Origin of the sequence: Ideonella sp., assembly GCF_041287625.1 — a bacterium.
In the GTDB taxonomy this organism is placed as follows: domain Bacteria; phylum Pseudomonadota; class Gammaproteobacteria; order Burkholderiales; family Burkholderiaceae_C; genus Ideonella.
In genome coordinates this window covers 108,772-130,226 of sequence record NZ_JBGGNH010000073.1, presented here as the reverse complement: position 1 = coordinate 130,226, position 21,455 = coordinate 108,772, and the positions used below count along the sequence as shown (strand labels likewise).

Genomic DNA, 21,455 nt, shown 5'->3' with positions numbered 1-21,455 from the left:
TTCGCTTCGCCTCGCGTTTGGATGCACCAAAAGTGCGCTCCACGCGAGGTTTGTGTTTTGTGCGTGCGTGGTCACCGATGCTGCCGTGCGTGCTTGAAGGAGTGACCGCATGCGCGGTGTGTGGGGCGCCGCGGTTTGGCGCTGGGTGGTGCTGGGCGTGCAGGCGACGATGGCCGCCGCTGCTTTGGCCAGTTTGGCCGCTTGTGGCAACAGCCCCTTTCCGCTGGGCGCGGAAAAAGAGAACACGCTGTTCTATGCCTTCGAGGAACGTTCGCCGCGCTACCTGGACCCGGTGGCCTCGTACTCCAACCCCGAGTCGGCCTTCACGATGGCCATCTACGAGCCGCTGTACGGGTATCACTACCTGAAGCGGCCGTACGAGCTGGAAGGCAAGGCCGCGGCCAAGGTCGTGAAGCCTCGTTACCTGGACGCCGCCGGTCACGACTTGCCGGCAGACGCGGCAGCGGAGCAGATCGCCGAGAGCGTCTACGACATTCCGATCCGCCACGGCATGCGCTACGCGCCGCACCCGGCCTTTGCCAAGGACGCACAAGGGCAGTACCTCTACCACCACATGACGCGTGCCCAGGTCGGCGACAAGCATTCGCCCTGGGAATTCGAGCACCTGGACACTCGCGAGGTGGAAGCCGAAGACTTCGTCTACACCTTGAAGCGCCATGCAACGACCCGCATCGAGGCGCCTGTCTTCGCGGTCTTCGCGGAGTACGTGCTGGGCCTGAAGGACTATGCCGAGCTGATCAAGAAGGAAGACGCCAAGCTGCTGGCCGGCCTGCCGGAAGACCTGCAGGACAAGCCCTTCCTGGACTTCCGCAAATGGCCGCTGGCGGGGGCACAGGCGCTGGACAAGTACACGCTGCGCATCCGCCTGAAGGGCAAGTATCCGCAGTGGAACTACTGGATGACGATGCCTTTTGTCGCGCCACTGCCCTGGGAGGCTGACGCCTTCTACGCCCAACCCGGCATGACCGAAAACGGCCTCTCGTTGAACCAGTGGCCTGTCGGCTCCGGGCCGTTCATGATGACCACGTTCGAGCGCGACCGCCTGCACGTGATGAAGCGCAACCCGAACTACCGGACCGACGACTTCTACCCCTGCGAAGGCCAGCCTGAGGACAAGGCGGCCGGCCTGCTGGACGACTGCGGCAAGCGAATGCCGTTCATCGACACGCTGTATGTGCAGATGGAAAAGGAGAAGGAAGGGCGCAAGGGCAAGTTCCGCCAGGGCTACCTGGACATGCCCGAAATCGAGCGGCCGGAGTGGGGCGTGGACTTCCGCAATGACATGGAAGAGTCCGATGCGGTGAAGCAGGAATACGAAGCACGCGGCTTCCAGTTCCCGCTCAGCACCGACATCACCAACTGGTACCTCGGCTTCAACATGCTGGACCCGGTGGTGGGCACCGGCGCCACGCCGGAGGAGGTCGTGAAGCATCGCAAGCTGCGCCAGGCAGTGTCGATCGCCATCGACTGGGAAGAAGGCTACGGCCGCATCTTCAAGCAGAAGGGCGGCGTGGCGGCGATGGGGCCGATCCCGCCCGGCGTGTTCGGCTCCCACGAAGGCCAGGCTGGCTTCTACAACCCGGTGACGCACACGCTGGTCGATGGCAAGCCGGTGAGGCGCTCAATCGACGATGCCAAGCAGTTGCTGGCCGAGGCTGGCTACCCCGGCGGCCGCGACGCCGTGAGCGGCAAGCCGCTGGTGCTGAACTACGACTTCCAGCGCGTGGTCACGCCGGAATTCAAGGCCGAGAACGACTGGATGGTGCGGCAGTTCGCCAAGCTGGGCATTCAGCTGGAGATCCGCGCGACCGACTTCAACCAGTTCCAGGACAAGACGCTGAAGGGCAAGCACCAGCTGTTCTGGGCGGGCTGGCTGGCCGACTACCCGGACGCCGAGAACTTCCTGTTCATGCTCTACGGGCCGAACGCCAAGTCCAAGACCCAGGGCGAGAACACCGCGAACTACGAGAACCCGGCTTTCGACAAGCTGTTCCATGAAATGCAATCACTGGATGACGGACCGCGCAAGCAACAGGTGATCGACGAGATCTACAAGATCGTGCAGAACGACGCGCCCTGGACTTTCGGCTACATCCCCTGGGGTGGGCTGGCCTTCCAGCCCTGGGTGCACAACGGCAAGCCCAGCATCCTGGTGCGTGACATGGTGCGCTACTACCGTGTGGACGCGGCGCTGCGCGCGAAGAAGCAGGCCGAGTGGAACCACCCGATCTACTGGCCACTGGGCCTGCTGGCTTTGCTGGCGATGGCGCTGGCGTGGGTGGCGCGGCGCAGTTTCAAGGCGCGCGAACTGGCCACTGCCCGTGGCACGGCAGGCGAGGACCCTGCGCTCGCGCCGGCAACTTCCTCCAACCCAGGCTGAGCGCAGCATGTGGAACTACCTGGTGCGCCGGCTGAGTTACGGCGTGTTGATCCTGGTGGGTGTGAACCTGCTGACCTTCTTCCTGTTTTTCACCGTCAACACGCCGGACGACATGGCCCGGCTGAACATTGGCGGCAAGCGCGTGACGCAAGTGCAGATCGACAAGTGGAAGGGCGAGCGCGGCTACGACAAGCCGCTGTACTGGAATGCAGCCGAGCAGGGCGCCGGGCAGTTCACGCACACGGTGCTGTGGGAGCGCTCGATCTCGCTGATGCTGCTGGACTTCGGCCGCTCCGATTCGGCGCGCAGCATGGACATCGGCTACGAAATCAAGACCCGCATGGGCGTGAGCCTGACGCTGGCGGTGCCGATCTTCCTGCTGCAGGTCATTGCCAGCACCGGCTTCGCGTTGCTGCTGGTGTTCTTCCGGCATTCGCGCATCGACTTCTGGGGCACGGTGGTCTGCGTGTTGATGCTGTCCATCTCCAGCCTGTTCTACATCATCGTCGGCCAGTTCCTGTTTTCGCGAGTGCTGCGGCTGGTGCCACTGTCGGGCTACGCGGGTGGTCTGGACATGGTCAAGTTCCTGGTGCTGCCGGTGCTGCTGTCGCTGCTGTCGCGCCTGGGCACTGAGGCGCGGCTGTACCGTGTGATGTTCCTCGAAGAAATGGGCCGCGACTACGTGCGCACCGCGCGCGCGAAGGGCCTTTCGGAAGCCGTGGTGCTGTGGCGCCATGTGCTGCGCAACGCGCTCATTCCCATCATCACCAGCGCCGGCTCGTACCTGCCGTATGTGTTCCTCGGCAGCCTGGTATTCGAAAGCTTCTTCGGCATCCCGGGACTCGGTGCCTTCGTGATCGACGGCATTGCCGGGCAGGACTTCGCCATCGTTCGGGTGATGGTCTTCCTGGGCGCGCTGCTCTATGTGCTGTCGAACGCGCTGATCGACGTGATCTACACCTGGGTCGACCCTCGGGTGCGTCTGGCTTGAAAGCCCGCAGGAAGTGAACGACATGGGTTTCAAGCTGGTCATCCTCTGGACCGACATCGCGCTGTGGTTGATGGCGCTGTCGGTGCTGGTCTATGTCGTGCGCCTGCGCGGCCTGCCGCAAAGCCGCAGCAAGTGGCTGCGTGTGTTGCACGACCCGGCGGCGCTGTCGGCCGGCTTCGTGCTGCTGCTGTTTGTCGTCGTCACCTTGCTGGACAGCGTGCATTTTCGCCGTGCGTTGCCGCCCAATCCGGCCACGGCGAGCACGGGACAGGCGGTCTACTACGACGCCACCACCAGTTCGCTGCTGGACGAGGCCTTGCGCCACCTGCGCGCCACCCGCGAGGCCACTTACAGCGCGCCGCTGGCCACGCATGCGCACACCCGCGATGCGGTGACGATCAACGGCGAGATCGTGCGCACCTATCCGCGGCTGCAGTTCGGCGGGGCGCACCTGGCCGATCCGGCGCGCGACTGGGCTGGCGACATCACCCGCCGCATACTGATCGGGCTGGCCCTGGGCTTGGCGGTCTTCGTCGGTCTGGCCCTCTTGATTGCCGCAAGCTTGCGTCGCGCGCATGGCGCGCTCGGCCCAGCCTGGCAGGCGCTCTGGCGTGGCCACACGGAGCTGCCATTGCGTCCTCTGCTGGCCACCTTGCTGGGGCTGAGCTTGGTGATCGGGCCGGTCGTCGCGCTGGCCGGTGGTTACCACGTGATGGGCACCGACCGAACCGGCAATGACGTGCTGCTGCTGGCGCTCAAGAGTGTGCGCACGGCCTTCGTGATCGGTGCGTTGTCCACCCTGGCCACGCTGCCGCTGGCCATCGTGCTGGGCGTGCTGGCGGGCTACTTCAAGGGCTGGGTGGACGAACTGATCCAGTACCTCTACACGACGCTCAGCTCGGTGCCCAGCGTGCTGCTGATCGCCGCCTGCGTGCTGATGGTGCAGGTCTTCCTGGACAAGAACCCGGACCTGTTCGAGACCGGCCTGGAGCGGGCTGACCTGAAGACCTTCCTGCTCTGCGTGATCCTCGGCCTGACCGGTTGGGCCACGCTGTGCCGCCTGGTGCGCGCCGAGACGCTGAAGCTGCGTGAGCTGGACTTCGTGCAGGCCGCCACCGCCTTCGGCGTCAGCCACTGGCGCATCATGGCTCGCCACATCGTGCCCAACGTGATGCACCTGGTGCTGATCACAACCGTGCTTAGCTTCTCGGACCTGATCCTCTACGAAGCAGTGCTGACCTATGTTGGCGTGGGCGTGGACCCGTCCACCAGCAGCTTCGGCGGCATGATTAACCTGGCCCGCAACGAAATGAGCCGCGACCCTGTGGTGTGGTGGTCCTTCAGCGCGGCCTTCTTCTTCATGGTCATGCTGGTGCTGGCGGCCAACCTGTTTGCCGACGGCGTGCGGGATGCGTTCGACCCGCGGGCCCGTGCGTTCCGGGTGCGCCTGCTGCCCAAGAAACCGGCCGTTGCCTGAGGCGCGCACCGATGCTGAAGATTGACGAGCTGAACGTTCAGCTGGATGCGGAAGCCGGCCTGGTACAGGCCATCGACCAACTCACGCTGTGCATCGAGCGTGGCGAAACGCTGGCGCTGGTCGGCGAATCCGGTTGCGGCAAGAGCATGACGGCATTGGCGCTGATGCGGCTGCTGCCGGACAACGGCCGCCTGGTGGCCGGCAGCGTGATGCTGGATGGCGCCGACACGCTGGCGTTGCCGGAGCAACAGATGCGCGCGGTGCGCGGCGGCCGCATCGGCATGATCTTCCAGGAACCGTCCACCAGCCTGAACCCGGTCATGCGCGTGGGCGACCAGATCGTCGAGGCCATCGAGGCTCACACCTCGCTGCGCGGTGCCGCGGCACGCGCACGGGCGCTGGACTGGCTGCGCCGCGTCGGCATTCCCGAGCCCGAACGCCGCATCGACGATTACCCGTTCCGCATGAGCGGCGGGCAGAAGCAGCGCGTGATGATTGCGATGACGCTGGCCGCCGAACCGGATTTCCTCGTCGCCGACGAGCCCACCACGGCACTCGACGTGACCATCCAGGCCCAGGTGCTGGACCTGCTGCGCCAACTGCAGGCCGAGACCGGCCTGGGCATGCTGCTGATCACGCACGACCTCGCGGTGGTCGCCGGCATGGCGCACCGCGTGGCGCTGATGTACGCCGGCCAGATCATTGAAACCGCCGACGCGCAAAGCTTCTTCTCCGCGCCCAGGCATCCTTATGCACAAGCCCTGCTGCGGGCGCTGCCGGACGCACAACGCCGAGGTCAGGCCCTGGCCGCAATCCCCGGAACGGTGCCGGCGCTGACGCAGAGCTTTCACGGTTGCCGCTTCGAGCCTCGCTGTGCCCTCGCGGAAGCCGCTTGCGCACAAACACGGCCCGATCTCTGGGCTCAGCCTGGCACCCGTTCGGTGCGCTGCGTCCTGTACGCGCCAGGGCGCGAGCAAACCGCGCCTGAAAACGCGAAGGAGGTCGCGGTTGCAGTGGCGGCCGTTGGAGCCGCCGTGGCGTCGCCAAAAGCCCCTGAAGCCGCCAACGTGGTGCTTGACGTGCAGTCGCTGCATGTGCGCTATCCCATTCGCGGCGGTCTGCTACAGCGCGTTCGCGGGCATTTCGACGCCGTCGGCGGCATCTCGTTCCAGGTCAGGGCAGGGCAGACACTGGCCCTGGTCGGCGAGAGCGGCTGCGGTAAGACGACCACCGGCAAAGCAATCGTGCAACTGCTGCGGCGTGTTGCCACCACCCAGGGCCGCGCACTGCTGGACGGCCAGGACCTGTTCACGATGGACGCGCTGGCACTGCAGCGCGCGCGCCGTGAAGTCCAGATCATCTTCCAGGACCCCTACGCATCGCTGAACCCGCGCATGCGGGTGTTCGACATCCTCGAAGAAGGCCTGCTGGCCCTTCAACCCGACCTGGACGCCATGCAGCGCCGCGCCCGCCTGCTGCAACTCGCGGACCAAGTGGGCCTGCGCGCTGAGGCACTGGCCCGTCATCCGCACGAGTTCTCGGGCGGTCAACGCCAGCGCATCGCCATCGCGCGCGCACTGGCTGTGCAGCCGCGCCTCATCGTTTGCGACGAGCCCACCTCGGCGCTGGACGTCTCGGTGCAGGCTCAAATCCTGAACCTGCTGCGCGAACTGCAGCGCGACACCGGCGTCGCCTTCCTCTTCATCACGCACAACATCGGCGTGGTCGAGTACATCGCCGACGAGGTCGCCGTGATGCAGTCCGGGCGCATCGTTGAGCAGGGCGCATGCGAGGCCGTTCTGCAGCACCCTGAACATGTCTATACAAGGCGTCTGATCGACGCCGTGCCCCGGCTGAACACCGCTGCGAAGGCGGTTGTTGCAGCGAAATAGCAACAAAAATCCACCGAAAAGTGCAAAGAGGGTTTGTGGGGGTGCGGTCCAAAAAGAGCTTCAGTGACAATCAATTTACACGTTCCTGGAGCGAGGACATCATGGCTTCACAAGACCGGCATGTGCCTTGCTTCTGAAATGGGTCTATCGATCAACCTTTCTGGAGAGAAGTCAGTGGCTCAAATGAAAAATTCTTCCCACCTGTGGCGGCTATCGGCTGTCGCTGTGGCGGTCAGTCTTGGCTGTATGTCCGGCGTTTCGTACGCACAATCGAATACCACCGGCGACATCGTTGGCCAAGTTTCCGTGACTCAAGGCGCAACGGTTCTGGTTGAAAACGTTGCAACCGGTCTGAAGCGCACGCTGACGCCAGACGCCAGCGGCCGCTTCTTTGCAAGTTCGTTGCCGCCGGGCACATACAAGGTCACCCAATTTCGGAACGGTACCGCAGCTGGTACCGTCACCAATGTCGAAGTGGTGGTTGGCAAGTCAAATGAAGTTGCATTCGCGGCCGCTGGCGAAACCCAGGTTGTTCAAGTCGTCGGAAAAGTTGCCAAGATTGACGTGTCCAGCAGCGTGAATGCGACCGTGTTCACAGCTAAACAATTGGATGCGATACCTATTTCAAGCAAGGATGTCAATGGCATCGTTGGCTTGGCTGCGAATACTGTCAAAGCAGACGCACGATATGCAGGTGGCGTAAGCATTGCGGGCGGTGGTCCTTCCGAGAACGCCTACTACATCAACGGATTCCCCGTTACCAACGCGCTGACTCAACTTGGCTCGATGGAACTGCCGTTTGGCGCGATCCAGCAAGCTCAGGTGTTGACCGGTGGCTATGGTGCCGAATTTGGCCGTTCGGTGGGCGGTGTCGTCAACATCATCACCAAGAGCGGCACGAACGAATGGCACGGTGGGGTGAACTTCTCCATTGAGCCGGACAAGCTGCGCTCGAATCCCAAGAACATCTACTATCCGGTCTCTGGCCTCGAAGGCGCTGAGGAGACCGATGGCACGATCCGCAACTATCGCGAAAAGAATACGCGTACCGAAACCCAGTATGGAGCCTATGTTGGAGGCCCGCTGGTCGAAGACAAGCTGTTCTTCTTTGTTGCGGCTGACCAGACCAAGCTGAAGACCGGCACCATCAACGCCACGCCTCAGTCTTCCGGCTTGTCCACTACTGGCTGGCTAAACTCGGACAACACGAATACCCGCTATCTCGGTAAGTTCGACTGGAACTTGACTGACGACCACCGTCTAGAAGCGACTTTGATCGGTGATAACTACAAGACCACCGACGACTACTACGGTTACGATTACGCAACGCACAGTAAAACCGGCTATTCGTACAGTGAAAGCACGAAGAACGTCGGTGGCACCACGCCGGGTGTGGGTGGTGATGCGCAGATCCTGAAGTACAGCGGCAATCTGACGCAAGATTTGCTGATCACTGCGCTGTACGGCCAAAGCAAGAGCAAGCATTCGCAGTCGTTCAGCTTCGACCCGACTGCGCCTCAGATCCTTTACAACGACACGACAGCCTCCGTGGACCCGCGCGTGACGGCTACACCGCCCGCTCCAGGTAACCCTTTGGTTCCGGTCACCTACGGCGTGCCCGATGGTGCTCACGAAACCACAAAGTCTTTCCGCTTTGACGTCGAATACGCCCTGGGTGATCACCTGCTGCGTGCTGGTTTGGACGTGAACCGGCTGAAGTCTGTGGACGCGGGCGATGTGATCGCAGGAAGTGGCGCCTACTGGCGATATTACCGGACGCCTGTGACATCGGCCACGGGTGCGGACAACGGCAACCGCTTGAATCTGTTGGGTGGCCAAACCGTTTCTCTTAATGGTGCTGGCGCCACACCATTGGATGGATACTACTACTACGCGCGCGAGACCATCTTCGACAGCCGCACGAATGCAGAGTCGAACCAATCGGCACAGTACATCGAAGACCGTTGGCAAGTCACCAAAGATCTGTTGCTGACGCTTGGCTTGCGCAACGAGGGTTTCGAAAACAAAAATGGCGACGGCGAAAAATTCTTGGAGGTGAAAAACTTCAAGAGTCCTCGTTTGGCGGCGTCATGGGATGTCCTGGGTGACGCTTCGCTGAAGCTCTTCGGGTCCGCCGGCCGCTACAGCTTGCAGATTCCGACGCACGTGGCCGTGCGCGGCGCAAGCCGTTCGACGAACACGCAGCAGTACTTCCTGTACACGGGCGTTGATGGCAATGCAACCCCGACTGGGCTGACGCCGCTGACGACTGCCTACTCAGCCAACAATGAGTACGGTCAGAAGAAGGATCCTGGTTCCGTCGCAGCCGCAAATCTGAAGCCGACCTATCAGGACGAAATGACGATTGGCATCGAGAAGTCTCTGAGCAACAGCTTGACGGCTGGCGCGAAGGTGACTTATCGGAAGCTGAAGCAGACCATCGATGATTTCTGCGACTATCGTCCGATTGAGGCCTACGCGGCGGCTCATAACATTGACACCAGTCTCGCCGAGTTCTATCCGTTCGGATGCGCGACGATCAATCCAGGCAGCGGCGCCACGCTGTATCTCAACACCGACGACAGCGGCACCCTGACCCGGTTTGACCTGAAAGCATCGGACATCGGTCTCCCGAAGCCCAAGCGTACCTATTTCGCCTTGGATTTGTTCCTGGAGCATCCGTTCAGCGACGGGTGGTATGGCAAGGTGACTTACACCTATGCACAGAGCAAGGGCAACACCGAGGGTCAAACCAAGTCTGACAATGCTCAGACCGACGTGGCTGTGACCTCCACCTGGGACTTTCCGGAACTGATGGAAGGCGCTTACGGCTACCTGCCGAACGACCGCAAGCATCAGCTCAAGGCCTATGGTTTCTACCAACTGACGCCCGAGGTCAGCTTGGGTGGTTCGATGCTGGCTGAGTCCGGTCGTCCGAAGAATTGCTTCGGCGACTACGGTGGCACGGGTGAAGACATCGGCGGCGGTGCCTACGGCGCTGTTTTCTTCTATTGCGATGGCAAACTGTCCCCACGCGGTACTGCTGGCCGCCTGCCGTGGAACTACACGTTTGACGTGAACGCTGTCTACAAGCCTGAGTTCGTTAAGGGCTTGGGGTTGCGCATCGACGTGTTCAACGTGTTCAATCGCCAGACCGCCACGGTCATCGATGAAGCACACGACTCCGCAGCATCCTACGGCGGTGTGAACCCCGAATACGGCCGCGTGATCAACTACTCCAACCCGCGCACAATTCGTCTGTCGGCTCAGTACGACTTCTGATCTGGCAACTGCTTAGCAGTTAGTCTATCCAGCAAAAACCGCAGCCTAGGCTGCGGTTTTTTTATGCTTGGCCTATTGGCATGGGCATGATTTAGCTTGATCTGTCATTTCGGCGCCAGTCGAATCGCCCCGTCCAACCGAATTACCTCCCCATTCAGCATTTCATTCGTGATGATTTGCTGAACCAGCTTTGCGTAGTCCGCAGGCGTTCCCAAACGGCTGGGGAACGGCACATTAGCAGCCAGCGCATCCTGCACTTCCTTTGGCATGCCAAACAGCATTGGGGTCCCGAAAATCCCTGGCGCAATGGTCATGTTGCGGATGCCATTGCGAGCCAAGTCTCGGGCAATTGGCAAGGTCATGCCAACCACGCCGCCTTTGCTGGCCGCGTAGGCTGCCTGGCCCATTTGGCCGTCGTAAGCTGCCACGCTGGCGGTACTGATCAGCACACCGCGTTCGCCTGTTGATGTTTCCGGTTCGTTCTTCGCCATGGCTTCGGCGGCCAGGCGAATCATGTTGAAGCTGCCGATGAGGTTGACGGTGACCGTCTTGCTGAAGATCGCCAATGGGTGAGCGCCGTCCTTGCCGACGGTCTTCACCGCAGGGGCGATGCCTGCGCAGTTGACCAAGCCCATCAACTTGCCGAGTTGCTGCGCCGCCATGACAACCGCCTGGCCATCTGCCTCCTGGCTGACATCGCAGCGCACGAAGACGCCGCCCAATTCGGCGGCCACCGCCTGGCCCTTGTCCTCCTGCAAATCGGCGATGACCACTTTCGCGCCCTCGCGCGTCAGCATCCGTGCGGTGCCTTCGCCGAGGCCGGAAGCGCCACCGGTGATGATGAATACCTTGCCCGCAATCTCCATGAAAAGTCTCCTTGTGCTGTGAGTCGATTGACGTTGACGTAAACGTCAATTGTGCGTCGGCACCGCAGCCTTGCCATTGCTGGCTTTCCAGGAAATGTTCGATGGGGGCCAGCGACACAAGAATCGAGCGCACAGCAAAAAGCCGCCCTGAGGCGGCCTGCTTGACTGCAGCGAAACACGGCAGCGACTTGTCGCCGTGTTTGCGCCCGCGGGTGATTCAGCTCAACGCTTGCAGCGCTCGCGCGGTGATCTCGTCCACGGTGCCGAGGCCGGAGATCTTGGCGTAGCGGGGGGCTTGGGCGTCACCGGTTTGCGCCCACTGGCTGTAGTAGTCGACCAGCGGACGGGTCTGAGCCTGGTAGACCTCCAGGCGAGTGCGCACGGTGGCCTCTTCGTCGTCCTTGCGCTGCACCAACTCCTCACCGGTGACGTCGTCCTTGCCTTCCACTTTGGGCGGGTTGAAGCGGACGTGGTACGTGCGGCCCGAGGCCACGTGTACGCGGCGGCCGCTCATGCGCTCGATGATGGCTTCGTCAGGCACGTCGATTTCCAGCACAAGGTCCAGCTTCACGCCTGCCGCTTTCATGGCGTCGGCCTGTGGAATGGTGCGGGGGAATCCGTCGAACAGGAAGCCGTTGGCACAGTCGGGCTGCGTGATGCGTTCCTTGACCAGGCCGATGATGATCTCGTCACTGACCAGCCCACCAGCATCCATGACCTTCTTGGCTGCCACACCAAGTTCGCTGCCGGCTTTCACGGCGGCACGCAGCATGTCGCCGGTCGAGATTTGCGGAATGCCAAACTTCTGGCAAATGAAGGTGGCCTGGGTGCCTTTACCGGCGCCCGGCGCCCCCAAAAGAATGATACGCATTGAGTTGCCTCTTTTCATGATTCTTGGTGGCCGCCGCAGGCAGCCTCCCATGCGCAGCGAGACCGCGGGCACGGGGCGTGGTTGGCCGCAGGATAGCATGGGCATTCCTGCGCCAGCCTGACAGGAGGCCGGCGAAAGCCTAGGGGGCTACCCCGAATTCACCCGGCGAAAAGAGCCCTGACGCGCGCGAGGTCCTCGGGGGTGTCGACACCCGGTGCAGGTGCAGATGCCGCCTCGAAGACTGCGATGCGGTCCCCGTGCCACAGCACGCGCAATTGCTCAAGCGACTCGAGCTGCTCCAAGGGCGAGGCAGCGAGCTTTGGAAAGCGCCGCAGGTAGCCGGCACGGTAGGCGTACAACCCGATGTGACGCAAGGCGGGTGTTGCGGCCGGCGGCAGTCGCGCCAAGCCTGCGTGGCCGCCATCGCGCCACCAGGGCAGGCAGGCGCGGCTGAAGTACAGCGCGTGTCCCGCCTTGTCAAGCACGACCTTCACCACGTTGGGATTGCGAAACTCGTCTTCTGACACCAGCGCATGCGCCGCGGTGGCAACGCTGCATTCGGTGCGCTGCTCCAGCAGCCGGGCGCAAGCGGCGACCAGCGCCGGGTCGATCAAAGGCTCGTCCCCCTGGACGTTGACCACGAGTGCATCACCGTCCAGCCCAAGCAGTTCGCAAGCCTCGGCAAGGCGGTCGCTGCCGCTGGCGTGGTCGGCCCGCGTCAGCAATGCGCGCACGCCATGGGCTTCGCAGGCCTGCACGATGCAGGCATCGTCTGCGGCAACGACCACCTGGCTGGCGCCCGACTGGGCCGCGCGTTCGGCCACCCGCACGACCATGGGCTTGCCGCCGATGTCAGCCAGCGGCTTGTTGGGCAGGCGAGTCGAAGCCAACCGAGCCGGGATCAGCACTGAAAACGCAGCCACCTGGTTCACTCCTCGGCGGGCAAGGCGCGCGCTTCGTTCTCCAGCATGACCGGGATGCCATCGCGCACTGGAAACGCCAACCTGTCGGCGGCACACACCAATTCGTGAGGACGGAATTGCGCGTCGCGGTTCAGCGTCAACGGTCCTTTGCACACAGGGCAAACCAGCATGTCGAGCAGGCGATGATCAGCGGTCATGTTCAGCAGCAATCAAAGAGGCCAGCGCCGGGCGCAACGCACCGGTCAGCATGGCGGGAAGTTCAAAGTCTAGCGTGACGACCCAGACACGCGTGCTGCCGGTGCTGCCCGGAGGCAGTTTCACGGCATCCTTTTCCGTCAACAGCACATCAGGCTCGTTGGCGGGCCAGGGCAGGGCGGCGAGGTCCGCGTGGTCGGGCAGCGGCAACTCGCGCAGTCGCAGGCCGGCTGCACGCAGCATGTCGAAGAAGCGGGACGGCGAGGCAATGCCGGCCGCAGCCAGGAGAGGGTTCTCCTCTGACTTTGCGCGCAGGTGCGCCAAGGTCGCCATCGAGCCCGCAGCGCCCTGCCACCAGTCCGACAAGGCCACCGCACCGCCAGGGCCGCGGCGCGCACAGCCACCGGGCAGTGGCGTGGTCGGCGCGTCCGCGTTGTAGACCACCCAGCTGCCGGGTGGCAGGTGGCGCGGCAAACGCTGGCGCAATGGGCCGGCAGGCAGCGGCAGGCGATTGCCGGCACCGCGGCCATCGAACACGATCAGGCTCAGGTCATGCTGCAGGCGCCAGTGCTGCAACCCATCGTCGGAAACGATCAGATCCACCGAGGGATGTGCCGCGAGCAGGGCTTGTGCGGCAGCCACGCGGTCGCGCCCCACCGCCACTGGGGCCCCGGTGCGCAGGTGCATCAGCAGCGGCTCGTCGCCCGCGAGCCTGGCCGGGGTTTGCGCTGTGACCAGCAGCAAAGACGGGTCTGCACGGCCGTAGCCACGCGACACGATGCCGGGCTGCCAGCCCTGCGACTGCAGCCATTGAACCAGAGCGATGGTGGTCGGCGTCTTGCCCGCGCCGCCGACGATGAGGTTGCCCACGACAACCACCGGCACCGGCAGTGCAGGGCGCTTGCGCAACTGCCAACTCAACCGGTTCAACCCCGCCAACAACAGGTACAAGCCGGCCAGCGGCAGCAGGGCCAGGGCCAGCCAGCTGGGCCGCGGGCGCCACCAGTGCTGCTGCAGCGTGGCAGCCGCCCGGTGGAAAAAACTGTTCACTTCCGCAGGTCCGGCTGGGTTGAAGTCAATCCAGCCGCACGACCGGGCAGGTCCCCGGCCGGCGTGGTCACTGCGCCGCCGCCGGCGCGGTGCTGCCTGCAGGCAGTTGCGCAGCAAACGTCACGCGCACCAAGCCAACACGACGGGCGGCGTCGAGCACATTGATCACCGACTGATGCGCGGTTGCGGCATCGGCCGAGATGATCACGAACGGATCCTTGCGCTCGTTCGCGCTGGCGCGCAGCGCAGCGGCCAGCAGCTCGATGCTCCGGCCCTCAACCGCCTGACCGTCGACGCTGTAGCGCCCGTCAGCCGACACGGCAACCAGGATTTCGGCCGGACGGTCGCGCACCGCATCGGCGTTCGCCGTCGGCAGGTTGATCTGCAGCTCGGTGAATTTCGAGTAGGTGGTGGACAGCATCACAAAGATCAGCACCACCAGCAGGACGTCGATGAACGGGATCAGGTTGATCTCCGGCTCGTCGGAAGGCGGACGGCGGAACTTCATCGCGGCTCGGCCTCAGTGCGCCGCCCGCAACGGCATGCGCAGCAGGTGCTGCAGCAGCCGCTCAGAGGCTTGCTCCATGTCGTGCAGGTAGTCGGCAATCCGGGTGCGGAAGTAGCGGTGCGCCATCAGCGACGGAATGGCAACGATCAGGCCGAAGGCGGTGTTGTACAGCGCCACCGAGATGCCATGCGCCAACTGGGCCGGGTTGGTGCCCGAGCCTGGGGCCTGTGCGCCGAAGATCTCGATCATGCCGATGACGGTGCCCAGCAGGCCCAGCAGCGGAGCGACCGAGGCGATGGTCGACAAGGCATTCAGGTAGCGCTCCATGCGGTGCGCCGCGGTGCTGCCGGCCGTCTCCAACGCCTGGCGCAGCGGCGGCTCGCTGATGCGCGGCTCCAGCGCAGCGGTCTTCAGGCCCGCAGCCAGCACGGCGCCCAGCAGCGAGTTGTCGGCCAGCTTCTGCAGCATGTCGGTCGAAGGCGTGCCCTGGCGCGCCACGGTGATGACTTCGTCAATCAGGCCGTCGGGCGCGACGCGGGCGCGTCGCAAGGAACTGAGGCGCTCCAGCACCAGCGCCAAGGCCGCAACGGAACACAGGATCAGCGGCCAAATCGGCCAGCCAGCGGCTTGTATGATCGACAGCAAGAGGTCCTCTGGCGCAATGGCCTGCGGGAAAAAGTTGGCGGCATTATGAACTGAAGCCATCGCCTGACAGGCCGACCTTCGCAGCCTGTTGCGGGGTGGCAGCGCAAGACGTTTCAAGCTGTGACTGCAGGCCGTTGGCAGGCATCTTCCGTGCCGAAAGTCGTCCACATTTTCTGTGGACAACTTTGTGGGTAACCAGGGTCGCAATGGTCCGGGAGGCCTCATTTTCCGGGGCGAGGCTTGCGGTGCTGAAAAATACGGCAGCGTTTTATTCAGTCAAATCATATGCTTGCGACGGTAATTCTGTTTGATGACGGCCCGGCGGCCACAAGGGCGCGGAAGCGCGGTGACGTGGATATCTGCTCCCGAATGCACCAGCATGGGACGTGCCGTGGCGATTGACGGAGGCTTCCGGCAAAGTGCCCCGGCTGTGGCCACGGACTCGCGCAACCGCGGCGTAGGCGGCCCGGTGTGGACGGTTGGCAGCCTGTTGCTGGCCGTTGGCGACGCCTTGGCAGCACGCTTCGGCGCGGTGGCTGTGCAAGGCGAGTTGTCCGGCTACACGCGGGCCAGCAGCGGCCACTGCTACTTCACGCTGAAGGACGCCAATGGCGCCGCTGCCGGCATTCGCTGTGCAATGTTTCGCCGCAGTGCTGGCATGCTGGATTTCAATCCACAGGACGGCCAGCAAGTCGAGCTTCGCGGCCGCCTGGCGGTCTATGAGGCCCGGGGCGAACTGCAAATGGTGGTCGAGAGCATGCGCCGCGTTGGTGCGGGCGCGCTCTACGAAGAATTCCTGCGGCTGAAGGCCAGGTTGGAAGCGGCTGGGCTGTTTGCCGCCGAACGCAAGCGCGTCCTGCCCGGCCATCCGAACCGGTTGGGCGTTGTCACCTCACTCGCTGGCGCGGCCTTGCATGACGTGCTGACCACGCTGCACCGCCGTGCAGCGCACATCGAGGTCATCGTCTACCCGACCCTGGTGCAGGGCGCCGAAGCTCCCGCTGCGGTGGCTGCTGCCCTGGCGCTGGCCAACCGCCGTGCAGAGGTGCAAGTGCTGCTGCTGTGCCGCGGCGGCGGTTCGCTCGAAGACCTGTGGGCCTTCAACGACGAACGTGTCGTGCGTGCGGTAGCAGACTCGGCTCTGCCCGTGGTCTGCGGCGTGGGCCACGAGACCGACGTCACGCTCGCCGACCTGGCTGCCGACCTGCGCGCGCCCACGCCAACGGCTGCGGCCGAACTGGTCTCTCCCGCCCGGGACGACTTGCTCTCCGCGCTGCAGACGCGGCAGCAGCGCATGGCCAGGCGGGTGCATCAGCGCCTGGACAACCATGCGCAGCGGCTGGACCAGCTTGCGCTGCGCCTGCAGCAGCCCGCACGATTGTTGGCGGTGCAGGCCAACCGGCTGCAGCATTTGGCGCAGCGGCAGGCGCAGGTCTTGCGGCAGGCGCTGCGACAGGCGCAGGCGCGCACCGATCAGTTGGCCGCCAGGCTGCAGCGGGCACTGCCGGCCCAGTGGTCGCGCCAGCACCAGGCCCTGGAGGCCAGGGCCGCCAGGCTGCAGGCGCTGGATCCACGGCTGGTCCTGACCCGCGGCTATGCGTGGGTGCAGACCCCGGACGGCAAGCCCGTCACTTCCGCCGGCGCACTGGTGGCCGGCCAGGCCGTCAGCGCGGTCTGGGCCGACGGGCAGGCCGAAGCCTTGATCACCTCGGTTCAGCCCGTACTGCCCACCGGCATGCCCGCGGCGTTGCCGGTCAAAAAGAAGCAGAAGCGCCGGGCGGCTGCGCCCAAGCGCAGCGCCAGCGGCGCTTCAGCCTCGCCGCCCGATGACCCGGTGGTGTGACGCCCCAGGCAAACCCGCCCCGGCGGCAAGCCCATGCAAGCCCCCCCACGGTTGTCGCATCCCTTGCCTACAATCGACCAGGTACTGCCAACTTCTGCACAACACCCGGTGCGCACCGCCGCGCCGGCATACCTCGAAAGGAACTTGCATGGAACATACCCTGCCGCCGCTGCCGTTCGGTCTGGACGACCTGGCCCCCGCGATGAGCCGCGAGACGCTCGAATACCACCACGGCAAGCACCACAACGCCTACGTCGTGAACCTGAACAACCTGGTGGCCGGCACCGAGTTCGCCGGCGTGCCGCTGGAAGACGTGATCAAGAAGTCCTCTGGCCCGATCTACAACAACTCGGCCCAGATCTGGAACCACACCTTCTTCTGGAACTGCCTGAAGCCGGCCGGCGGCGGCGAGCCCAAGGGCGCGCTGGCGGACGCCATCAACGCCAAGTGGGGCTCGTTCGCGGCCTTCAAGGAAGCCTTCACGAAGAGCGCGGTGGGCAACTTCGGCTCGGGCTGGACCTGGCTGGTGAAAAAGGCTGACGGCTCGGTCGACATCGTCAACATGGGTGCCGCCGGCACCCCGCTGACGACGGGCGACAAGGCACTGCTGACGATCGACGTGTGGGAACACGCGTACTACATCGACTACCGCAACCTGCGCCCGAAGTTCGTCGAGACCTTCCTCACGTCGCTGGCCAACTGGGACTTCGCCGAGAGCAACTTCGCGAGCTGAGCGCGCGGCGGCTGCTGCCACGCCGCAGCCGCCTGATGGACACACGAAAGCCGTCCCTGCGACGGCTTTTTGACACCTGCTGACGCCACAGCAGGCGGCAGGCGGCGGGCGTGATCAGCCCGAGAACGGCGCGCCGGTCAACTTGCTGCCGGCCTTCAAGCCGCGCTTGGCAAACCAGCCCTGGTTCATCTCCAGCACCATGCGCACAGGCTGCTTGGAGCAGTGCGAGTTCTCGGTCTGCGGTGCCATGTCTTCGATGTTGACGATGCGGCCGTCTTCGGCCACGAAGGCTGCCGACAGGGGCAACAGCGTGTTCTTCATCCAGAAGCATTGCGTGGCGGCTTCCTCGAAGATGAACAGCATGCCTTCGTGCACTGGCATGTTCTCGCGGAACATCAGCCCGATCTGGCGCTCCTGCGGCGTGCGCGCGACCTGCGCGACGATGTTGTACATGCCCGCCCCCAGCGTGACGGTCGACAGGTGCTGCGCCTGACCGGACGACTGCGCAAAGGCCGACGGACTGATGGAGACAAGCGCTGCCATGGAAGAGATGGCCAGGCACCAGGTGCGCAAGGTTGAGTGGATCGGGGTCATGTTTTCCAGCCGGGGGGTAAGTCTGGATTATCGAACGCCGGAGCGCCGCCAGCGGCCGACGCGGAATCGACCTCGGGGCACGGGCGCTTCATCGCCTCGCCACGCCGCGCCAGCTCAAGCCAGCTGTTCAGGTGCGGCCGGCCCTGCCACCCGGCAGGGAAGAGGGCTCGCATAGAATTTCGGATATCAAATCCTCGACGAAGACAAAGGGCATGCCCCTCGTTTTCCGGCCAGGGATGACCCATCACGACTCGCGGAGCAAGCGCATGTACCAGCACGTCAAGGTGCCCGAGGACGGGCAGAAGATCAGCGTCAACGCCGACTTTTCGCTCAACGTCCCGAACAATCCGATCATTCCCTACATCGAGGGCGACGGCACCGGTCTGGACATCACGCCGGTGATGATCAAGGTGGTCGATGCCGCGGTCGAGAAGGCCTATGGCGGCGAGAAGAAGATCCACTGGATGGAGATCTACGCTGGCGAAAAGTCAACCAGGATCTACGGCCCGGACGTGTGGCTGCCGGCAGAGACGCTGAACATCCTTCGCGAGTATGTGGTGTCGATCAAAGGCCCGTTGACCACGCCTGTGGGCGGCGGCATCCGCTCGCTGAACGTGGCACTGCGGCAGGAGCTGGACCTCTATGTCTGCCTGCGGCCGGTGCAGTATTTCAAGGGTGTGCCCTCGCCGCTGAAAGAGCCGGAAAAGACCAACATGGTGATCTTCCGCGAGAACTCGGAAGACATCTACGCTGGCATCGAGTACGAGGCCAAGAGTGACAAGGCCGTCAAGCTGATCAAGTTCCTGCAGGACGAACTGGGCGTCAAGAAGATCCGCTTCCCCGACACCTCGGGCATCGGCGTGAAGCCGGTGTCCATCGAAGGCACCGAGCGCCTGGTGCGCAAGGCGATCCAGTACGCGATCGACAACGACAAGCCCAGCGTGACCATTGTTCACAAGGGCAACATCATGAAGTACACCGAAGGTGGCTTCCGTGACTGGGCCTATGCGCTGGCACAAAAGGAATTCGGCGCAGAGCTCATCGATGGCGGCCCGTGGTGCCGGCTGAAGAACCCGAAGAACGGCAAGGAGATCGTCGTCAAGGACTCGATCGCCGATGCCTTCCTGCAGCAGATCCTCCTGCGCCCGGCCGAGTATTCCGTGGTGGCCACGTTGAACCTGAATGGCGACTACATCTCCGATGCGCTGGCGGCGCAAGTGGGTGGCATCGGCATTGCGCCGGGCGCCAACATGTCGGACTCTGTGGCCTGCTTCGAAGCCACGCACGGCACGGCGCCGAAGTACGCTGGCAAGGACTACGTGAACCCTGGCTCCGAAATCCTGTCCGCCGAGATGATGCTGCGTCACATGGGTTGGACGAAAGCGGCAAACCTGCTCATCCAGTCGCTGGAAAAGTCGATCCTCAGCAAGAAGGTAACTTATGACTTCGCGCGCCTGATGGACGGCGCGACACAGGTGTCCTGCTCCGGTTTCGGTCAAGTGATGATCGACAATATGTGAGTTGCATGGCCGGCACCTGGTGTCGGTGCCGGCCTTCAAGCAAAAAGCCCCACGGCCGATCAGCCGGGGGCTTTTTTTCAAGTGCAGACCGGGTGACTCAGTCGTCTTCCAACTGGGAGAACTGCGAGTCTTCACCGGGTTTGGCGGGTGCCAGCAGACCATGCCGACGCAGCAAGGTGCGCAAGGTGTTGCGGGTGATGCCCAGCGCGCGCGCGGTGCGCACCTGATTGGCCTCGGTTCGCGCGAACGCCGTCTTCACCAGCGTGGCCTCGACACGCTGGAACACATCCGAGAGCCCGGCATTCAGCAAGGCTTCCAGTGCGGCTTCCAGTTGCTGCTGGCGCATGTCGGCCAGCGTTGCCTGGGGTTGTGCGGGTGCCACCGATACATCCTGCACCAGGCGGTCCGCTGGCGCCAAGGCGGGCATTGCAGACTCTTCCAGCGGCGCAGTGACGGCCGCGACCAGTTTCAGGTCACTGACCTCGATGACCCCGTGCCGGCAGACGATCAGCGCAAAGTGGATGACATTTTCCAGCTCCCGGATGTTGCCGGGCCAACTGTAGTCCAGCAGCGCCGCTTCGGCCTCCGCACTCAGGACTGCGTCCGCCAACTTCAGGCGAGGGCCGTACTGGGTGACGAAATGCCGCGCAAGCGGCAACAGATCGCCCGGGCGGTCCCTCAACGGCGGCAGTTGCACTGTGGCGACGCTGAGCCGGTAATAAAGATCGGCACGGAAGCGCTGGGCGGCCACCGCACCACGCAAGTCGATGTTGGTTGCGGCGACCAGCCGCACATCGACCGCGAGCGTCTTGCGCGAGCCCAGTCGCACAACCTGGCGTTCCTGCAGCACGCGCAGCAGTTTCACCTGCAGCGACAACGGCAGGTCGCCGATCTCGTCAAGGAACAAGGTGCCGCCATGCGCTGCCTCGAACCAGCCGGCGCGCGCCTGGGATGCGCCAGTGAAAGCGCCGGTTTCATGGCCAAACAACTCGGCATCGATCAGCGATTCGCTGAAGGCGCCGCAGTTTACTGCCAGGAAGGGGCCGCTGCGTGCGCTCATGGCATGCAGGTGACGAGCCACCAGTTCCTTGCCAGTGCCGGTTTCGCCGATCAGCAACACCGATGCATCGCTGCGCCCGATGCGCTCGATCTGCTCAAGCAGCGCGCAGGACGCAGGGTCATGGAAAAGCAGCGCTTTGGCGCGCACGGGGCTGGTGTCTGGCCCTTGCTCTGCGAGGGCCAGCCGCCGCGGGGACAGCCGTTCAGTGGGTCCGGGCATGTTGCAGTGCAAAAAAAGTCAGATGAACTCCACCTTAGGCGCGCAAAACGAGTGCGTCAAGACATGAAATCGAATTTGCATACGCGTGAATGTGCAATGCAGCAAAGTGTGTAACGCGAAGCTTTGCAGGGTCCATACCGAGCAGGCATAAGTTAGCCGGGCAATGTGCTGTTACGGTGACACCGGCCTTGTGAATGCGCATTGCCGAGCATTGAGTCTTGGCGATGACGGACTCGTGGTGGCAATGGGTGTGCCCGTCGCAGAAGGCAGCCATGACCGGTGGACTTTGGAATGTGTCCTGGCGTTGACACATCGTGATAGATACCGGCCGCACTGTTGTCAATACCCAAAGTCAAACCAGGATATGCAATGCCGGCTGTACATC

General features: G+C 63.7%; 17 protein-coding genes. 8 read left to right on the top strand and 9 right to left on the bottom strand.

From position 1 onward, the window contains the following. Positions 1 to 109: 109 nt before the first annotated feature. The 5 genes from ACAH41_RS27610 (at position 110) to ACAH41_RS27590 (ending at position 10,043) form a co-directional block, all read left to right on the top strand. Positions 110 to 2,401 (top strand): ABC transporter substrate-binding protein, encoded by a 2,292-nt coding sequence (locus ACAH41_RS27610; RefSeq protein ID WP_325655260.1) that lies wholly within the window; start codon positions 110 to 112, stop codon positions 2,399 to 2,401. Positions 2,402 to 2,408: 7 nt separating this feature from the next. After that, positions 2,409 to 3,392, top strand: coding sequence for an ABC transporter permease (locus ACAH41_RS27605; RefSeq protein ID WP_325655262.1), 984 nt, complete (start codon positions 2,409 to 2,411; stop codon positions 3,390 to 3,392). Positions 3,393 to 3,414: 22 nt separating this feature from the next. Next, a complete protein-coding gene (locus ACAH41_RS27600) occupies positions 3,415 to 4,869 on the top strand; it encodes an ABC transporter permease (RefSeq protein ID WP_325655263.1) in 1,455 nt (484 codons plus the stop codon). Between the two features lie 11 nt (positions 4,870 to 4,880). Further along, positions 4,881 to 6,761, top strand: coding sequence for an ABC transporter ATP-binding protein (locus tag ACAH41_RS27595; protein ID WP_325655265.1), 1,881 nt, complete (start codon positions 4,881 to 4,883; stop codon positions 6,759 to 6,761). Positions 6,762 to 6,881: 120 nt separating this feature from the next. Next, on the top strand, positions 6,882 to 10,043 hold the full coding sequence (locus ACAH41_RS27590; RefSeq protein WP_325655266.1) for a TonB-dependent receptor: 3,162 nt from the start codon (positions 6,882 to 6,884) through the stop codon (positions 10,041 to 10,043). A gap of 104 nt (positions 10,044 to 10,147) precedes the next feature. On the opposite strand, the gene ACAH41_RS27585 is transcribed toward ACAH41_RS27590, so the two are convergent. The 7 genes from ACAH41_RS27585 to ACAH41_RS27555 form a co-directional block, all read right to left on the bottom strand. Beyond that, the gene (locus tag ACAH41_RS27585; RefSeq protein WP_325655268.1) at positions 10,148 to 10,909 is read right to left on the bottom strand and encodes a 3-hydroxyacyl-CoA dehydrogenase; all 762 of its coding nucleotides are present in this window, start codon (positions 10,907 to 10,909) and stop codon (positions 10,148 to 10,150) included. A gap of 217 nt (positions 10,910 to 11,126) precedes the next feature. Then, a complete protein-coding gene (adk, locus tag ACAH41_RS27580) occupies positions 11,127 to 11,780 on the bottom strand; it encodes an adenylate kinase (protein ID WP_325655359.1) in 654 nt (217 codons plus the stop codon). A gap of 158 nt (positions 11,781 to 11,938) precedes the next feature. Next, entirely contained in the window at positions 11,939 to 12,712 is a 774-nt protein-coding gene (gene kdsB, locus ACAH41_RS27575) for a 3-deoxy-manno-octulosonate cytidylyltransferase (RefSeq protein WP_325655269.1), read from the bottom strand. After that, the gene (locus ACAH41_RS27570) at positions 12,709 to 12,900 is read right to left on the bottom strand and encodes a Trm112 family protein (RefSeq protein WP_141288659.1); all 192 of its coding nucleotides are present in this window, start codon (positions 12,898 to 12,900) and stop codon (positions 12,709 to 12,711) included. The genes kdsB and ACAH41_RS27570 overlap by 4 nt, the downstream gene beginning before the upstream one ends. Then, on the bottom strand, positions 12,890 to 13,948 hold the full coding sequence (lpxK, locus tag ACAH41_RS27565; RefSeq protein WP_325655271.1) for a tetraacyldisaccharide 4'-kinase: 1,059 nt from the start codon (positions 13,946 to 13,948) through the stop codon (positions 12,890 to 12,892). Before lpxK ends, ACAH41_RS27570 begins: the two co-directional genes overlap by 11 nt. A gap of 67 nt (positions 13,949 to 14,015) precedes the next feature. Then, complete coding sequence (locus tag ACAH41_RS27560; protein ID WP_325655273.1) at positions 14,016 to 14,456, bottom strand: biopolymer transporter ExbD; 441 nt, start codon at positions 14,454 to 14,456, stop codon at positions 14,016 to 14,018. 12 nt (positions 14,457 to 14,468) lie between these two features. Beyond that, entirely contained in the window at positions 14,469 to 15,101 is a 633-nt protein-coding gene (locus ACAH41_RS27555) for a MotA/TolQ/ExbB proton channel family protein (RefSeq protein ID WP_325655275.1), read from the bottom strand. 379 nt (positions 15,102 to 15,480) lie between these two features. Between ACAH41_RS27555 and xseA the strand changes: the two genes are divergently transcribed. Then, a complete protein-coding gene (gene xseA / locus ACAH41_RS27550) occupies positions 15,481 to 16,944 on the top strand; it encodes an exodeoxyribonuclease VII large subunit (protein WP_370538696.1) in 1,464 nt (487 codons plus the stop codon). Between the two features lie 148 nt (positions 16,945 to 17,092). Next, a complete protein-coding gene (locus ACAH41_RS27545) occupies positions 17,093 to 17,677 on the top strand; it encodes a Fe-Mn family superoxide dismutase (protein ID WP_325655278.1) in 585 nt (194 codons plus the stop codon). A 114-nt stretch (positions 17,678 to 17,791) separates the two neighbouring features. Here ACAH41_RS27545 and ACAH41_RS27540 read toward each other — a convergent pair whose 3' ends face one another. Further along, complete coding sequence (locus ACAH41_RS27540; RefSeq protein ID WP_370538695.1) at positions 17,792 to 18,271, bottom strand: DUF192 domain-containing protein; 480 nt, start codon at positions 18,269 to 18,271, stop codon at positions 17,792 to 17,794. A 266-nt stretch (positions 18,272 to 18,537) separates the two neighbouring features. Here ACAH41_RS27540 and icd point away from each other — a divergent pair, with 266 nt between their 5' ends. After that, positions 18,538 to 19,791: an NADP-dependent isocitrate dehydrogenase gene (gene icd, locus ACAH41_RS27535; protein ID WP_325655279.1), complete on the top strand. Its 1,254-nt coding sequence runs from the start codon at positions 18,538 to 18,540 to the stop codon at positions 19,789 to 19,791. A 97-nt stretch (positions 19,792 to 19,888) separates the two neighbouring features. On the opposite strand, the gene ACAH41_RS27530 is transcribed toward icd, so the two are convergent. Beyond that, complete coding sequence (locus ACAH41_RS27530; protein WP_325655280.1) at positions 19,889 to 21,070, bottom strand: sigma-54 dependent transcriptional regulator; 1,182 nt, start codon at positions 21,068 to 21,070, stop codon at positions 19,889 to 19,891. Positions 21,071 to 21,455 lie beyond the last annotated feature (385 nt).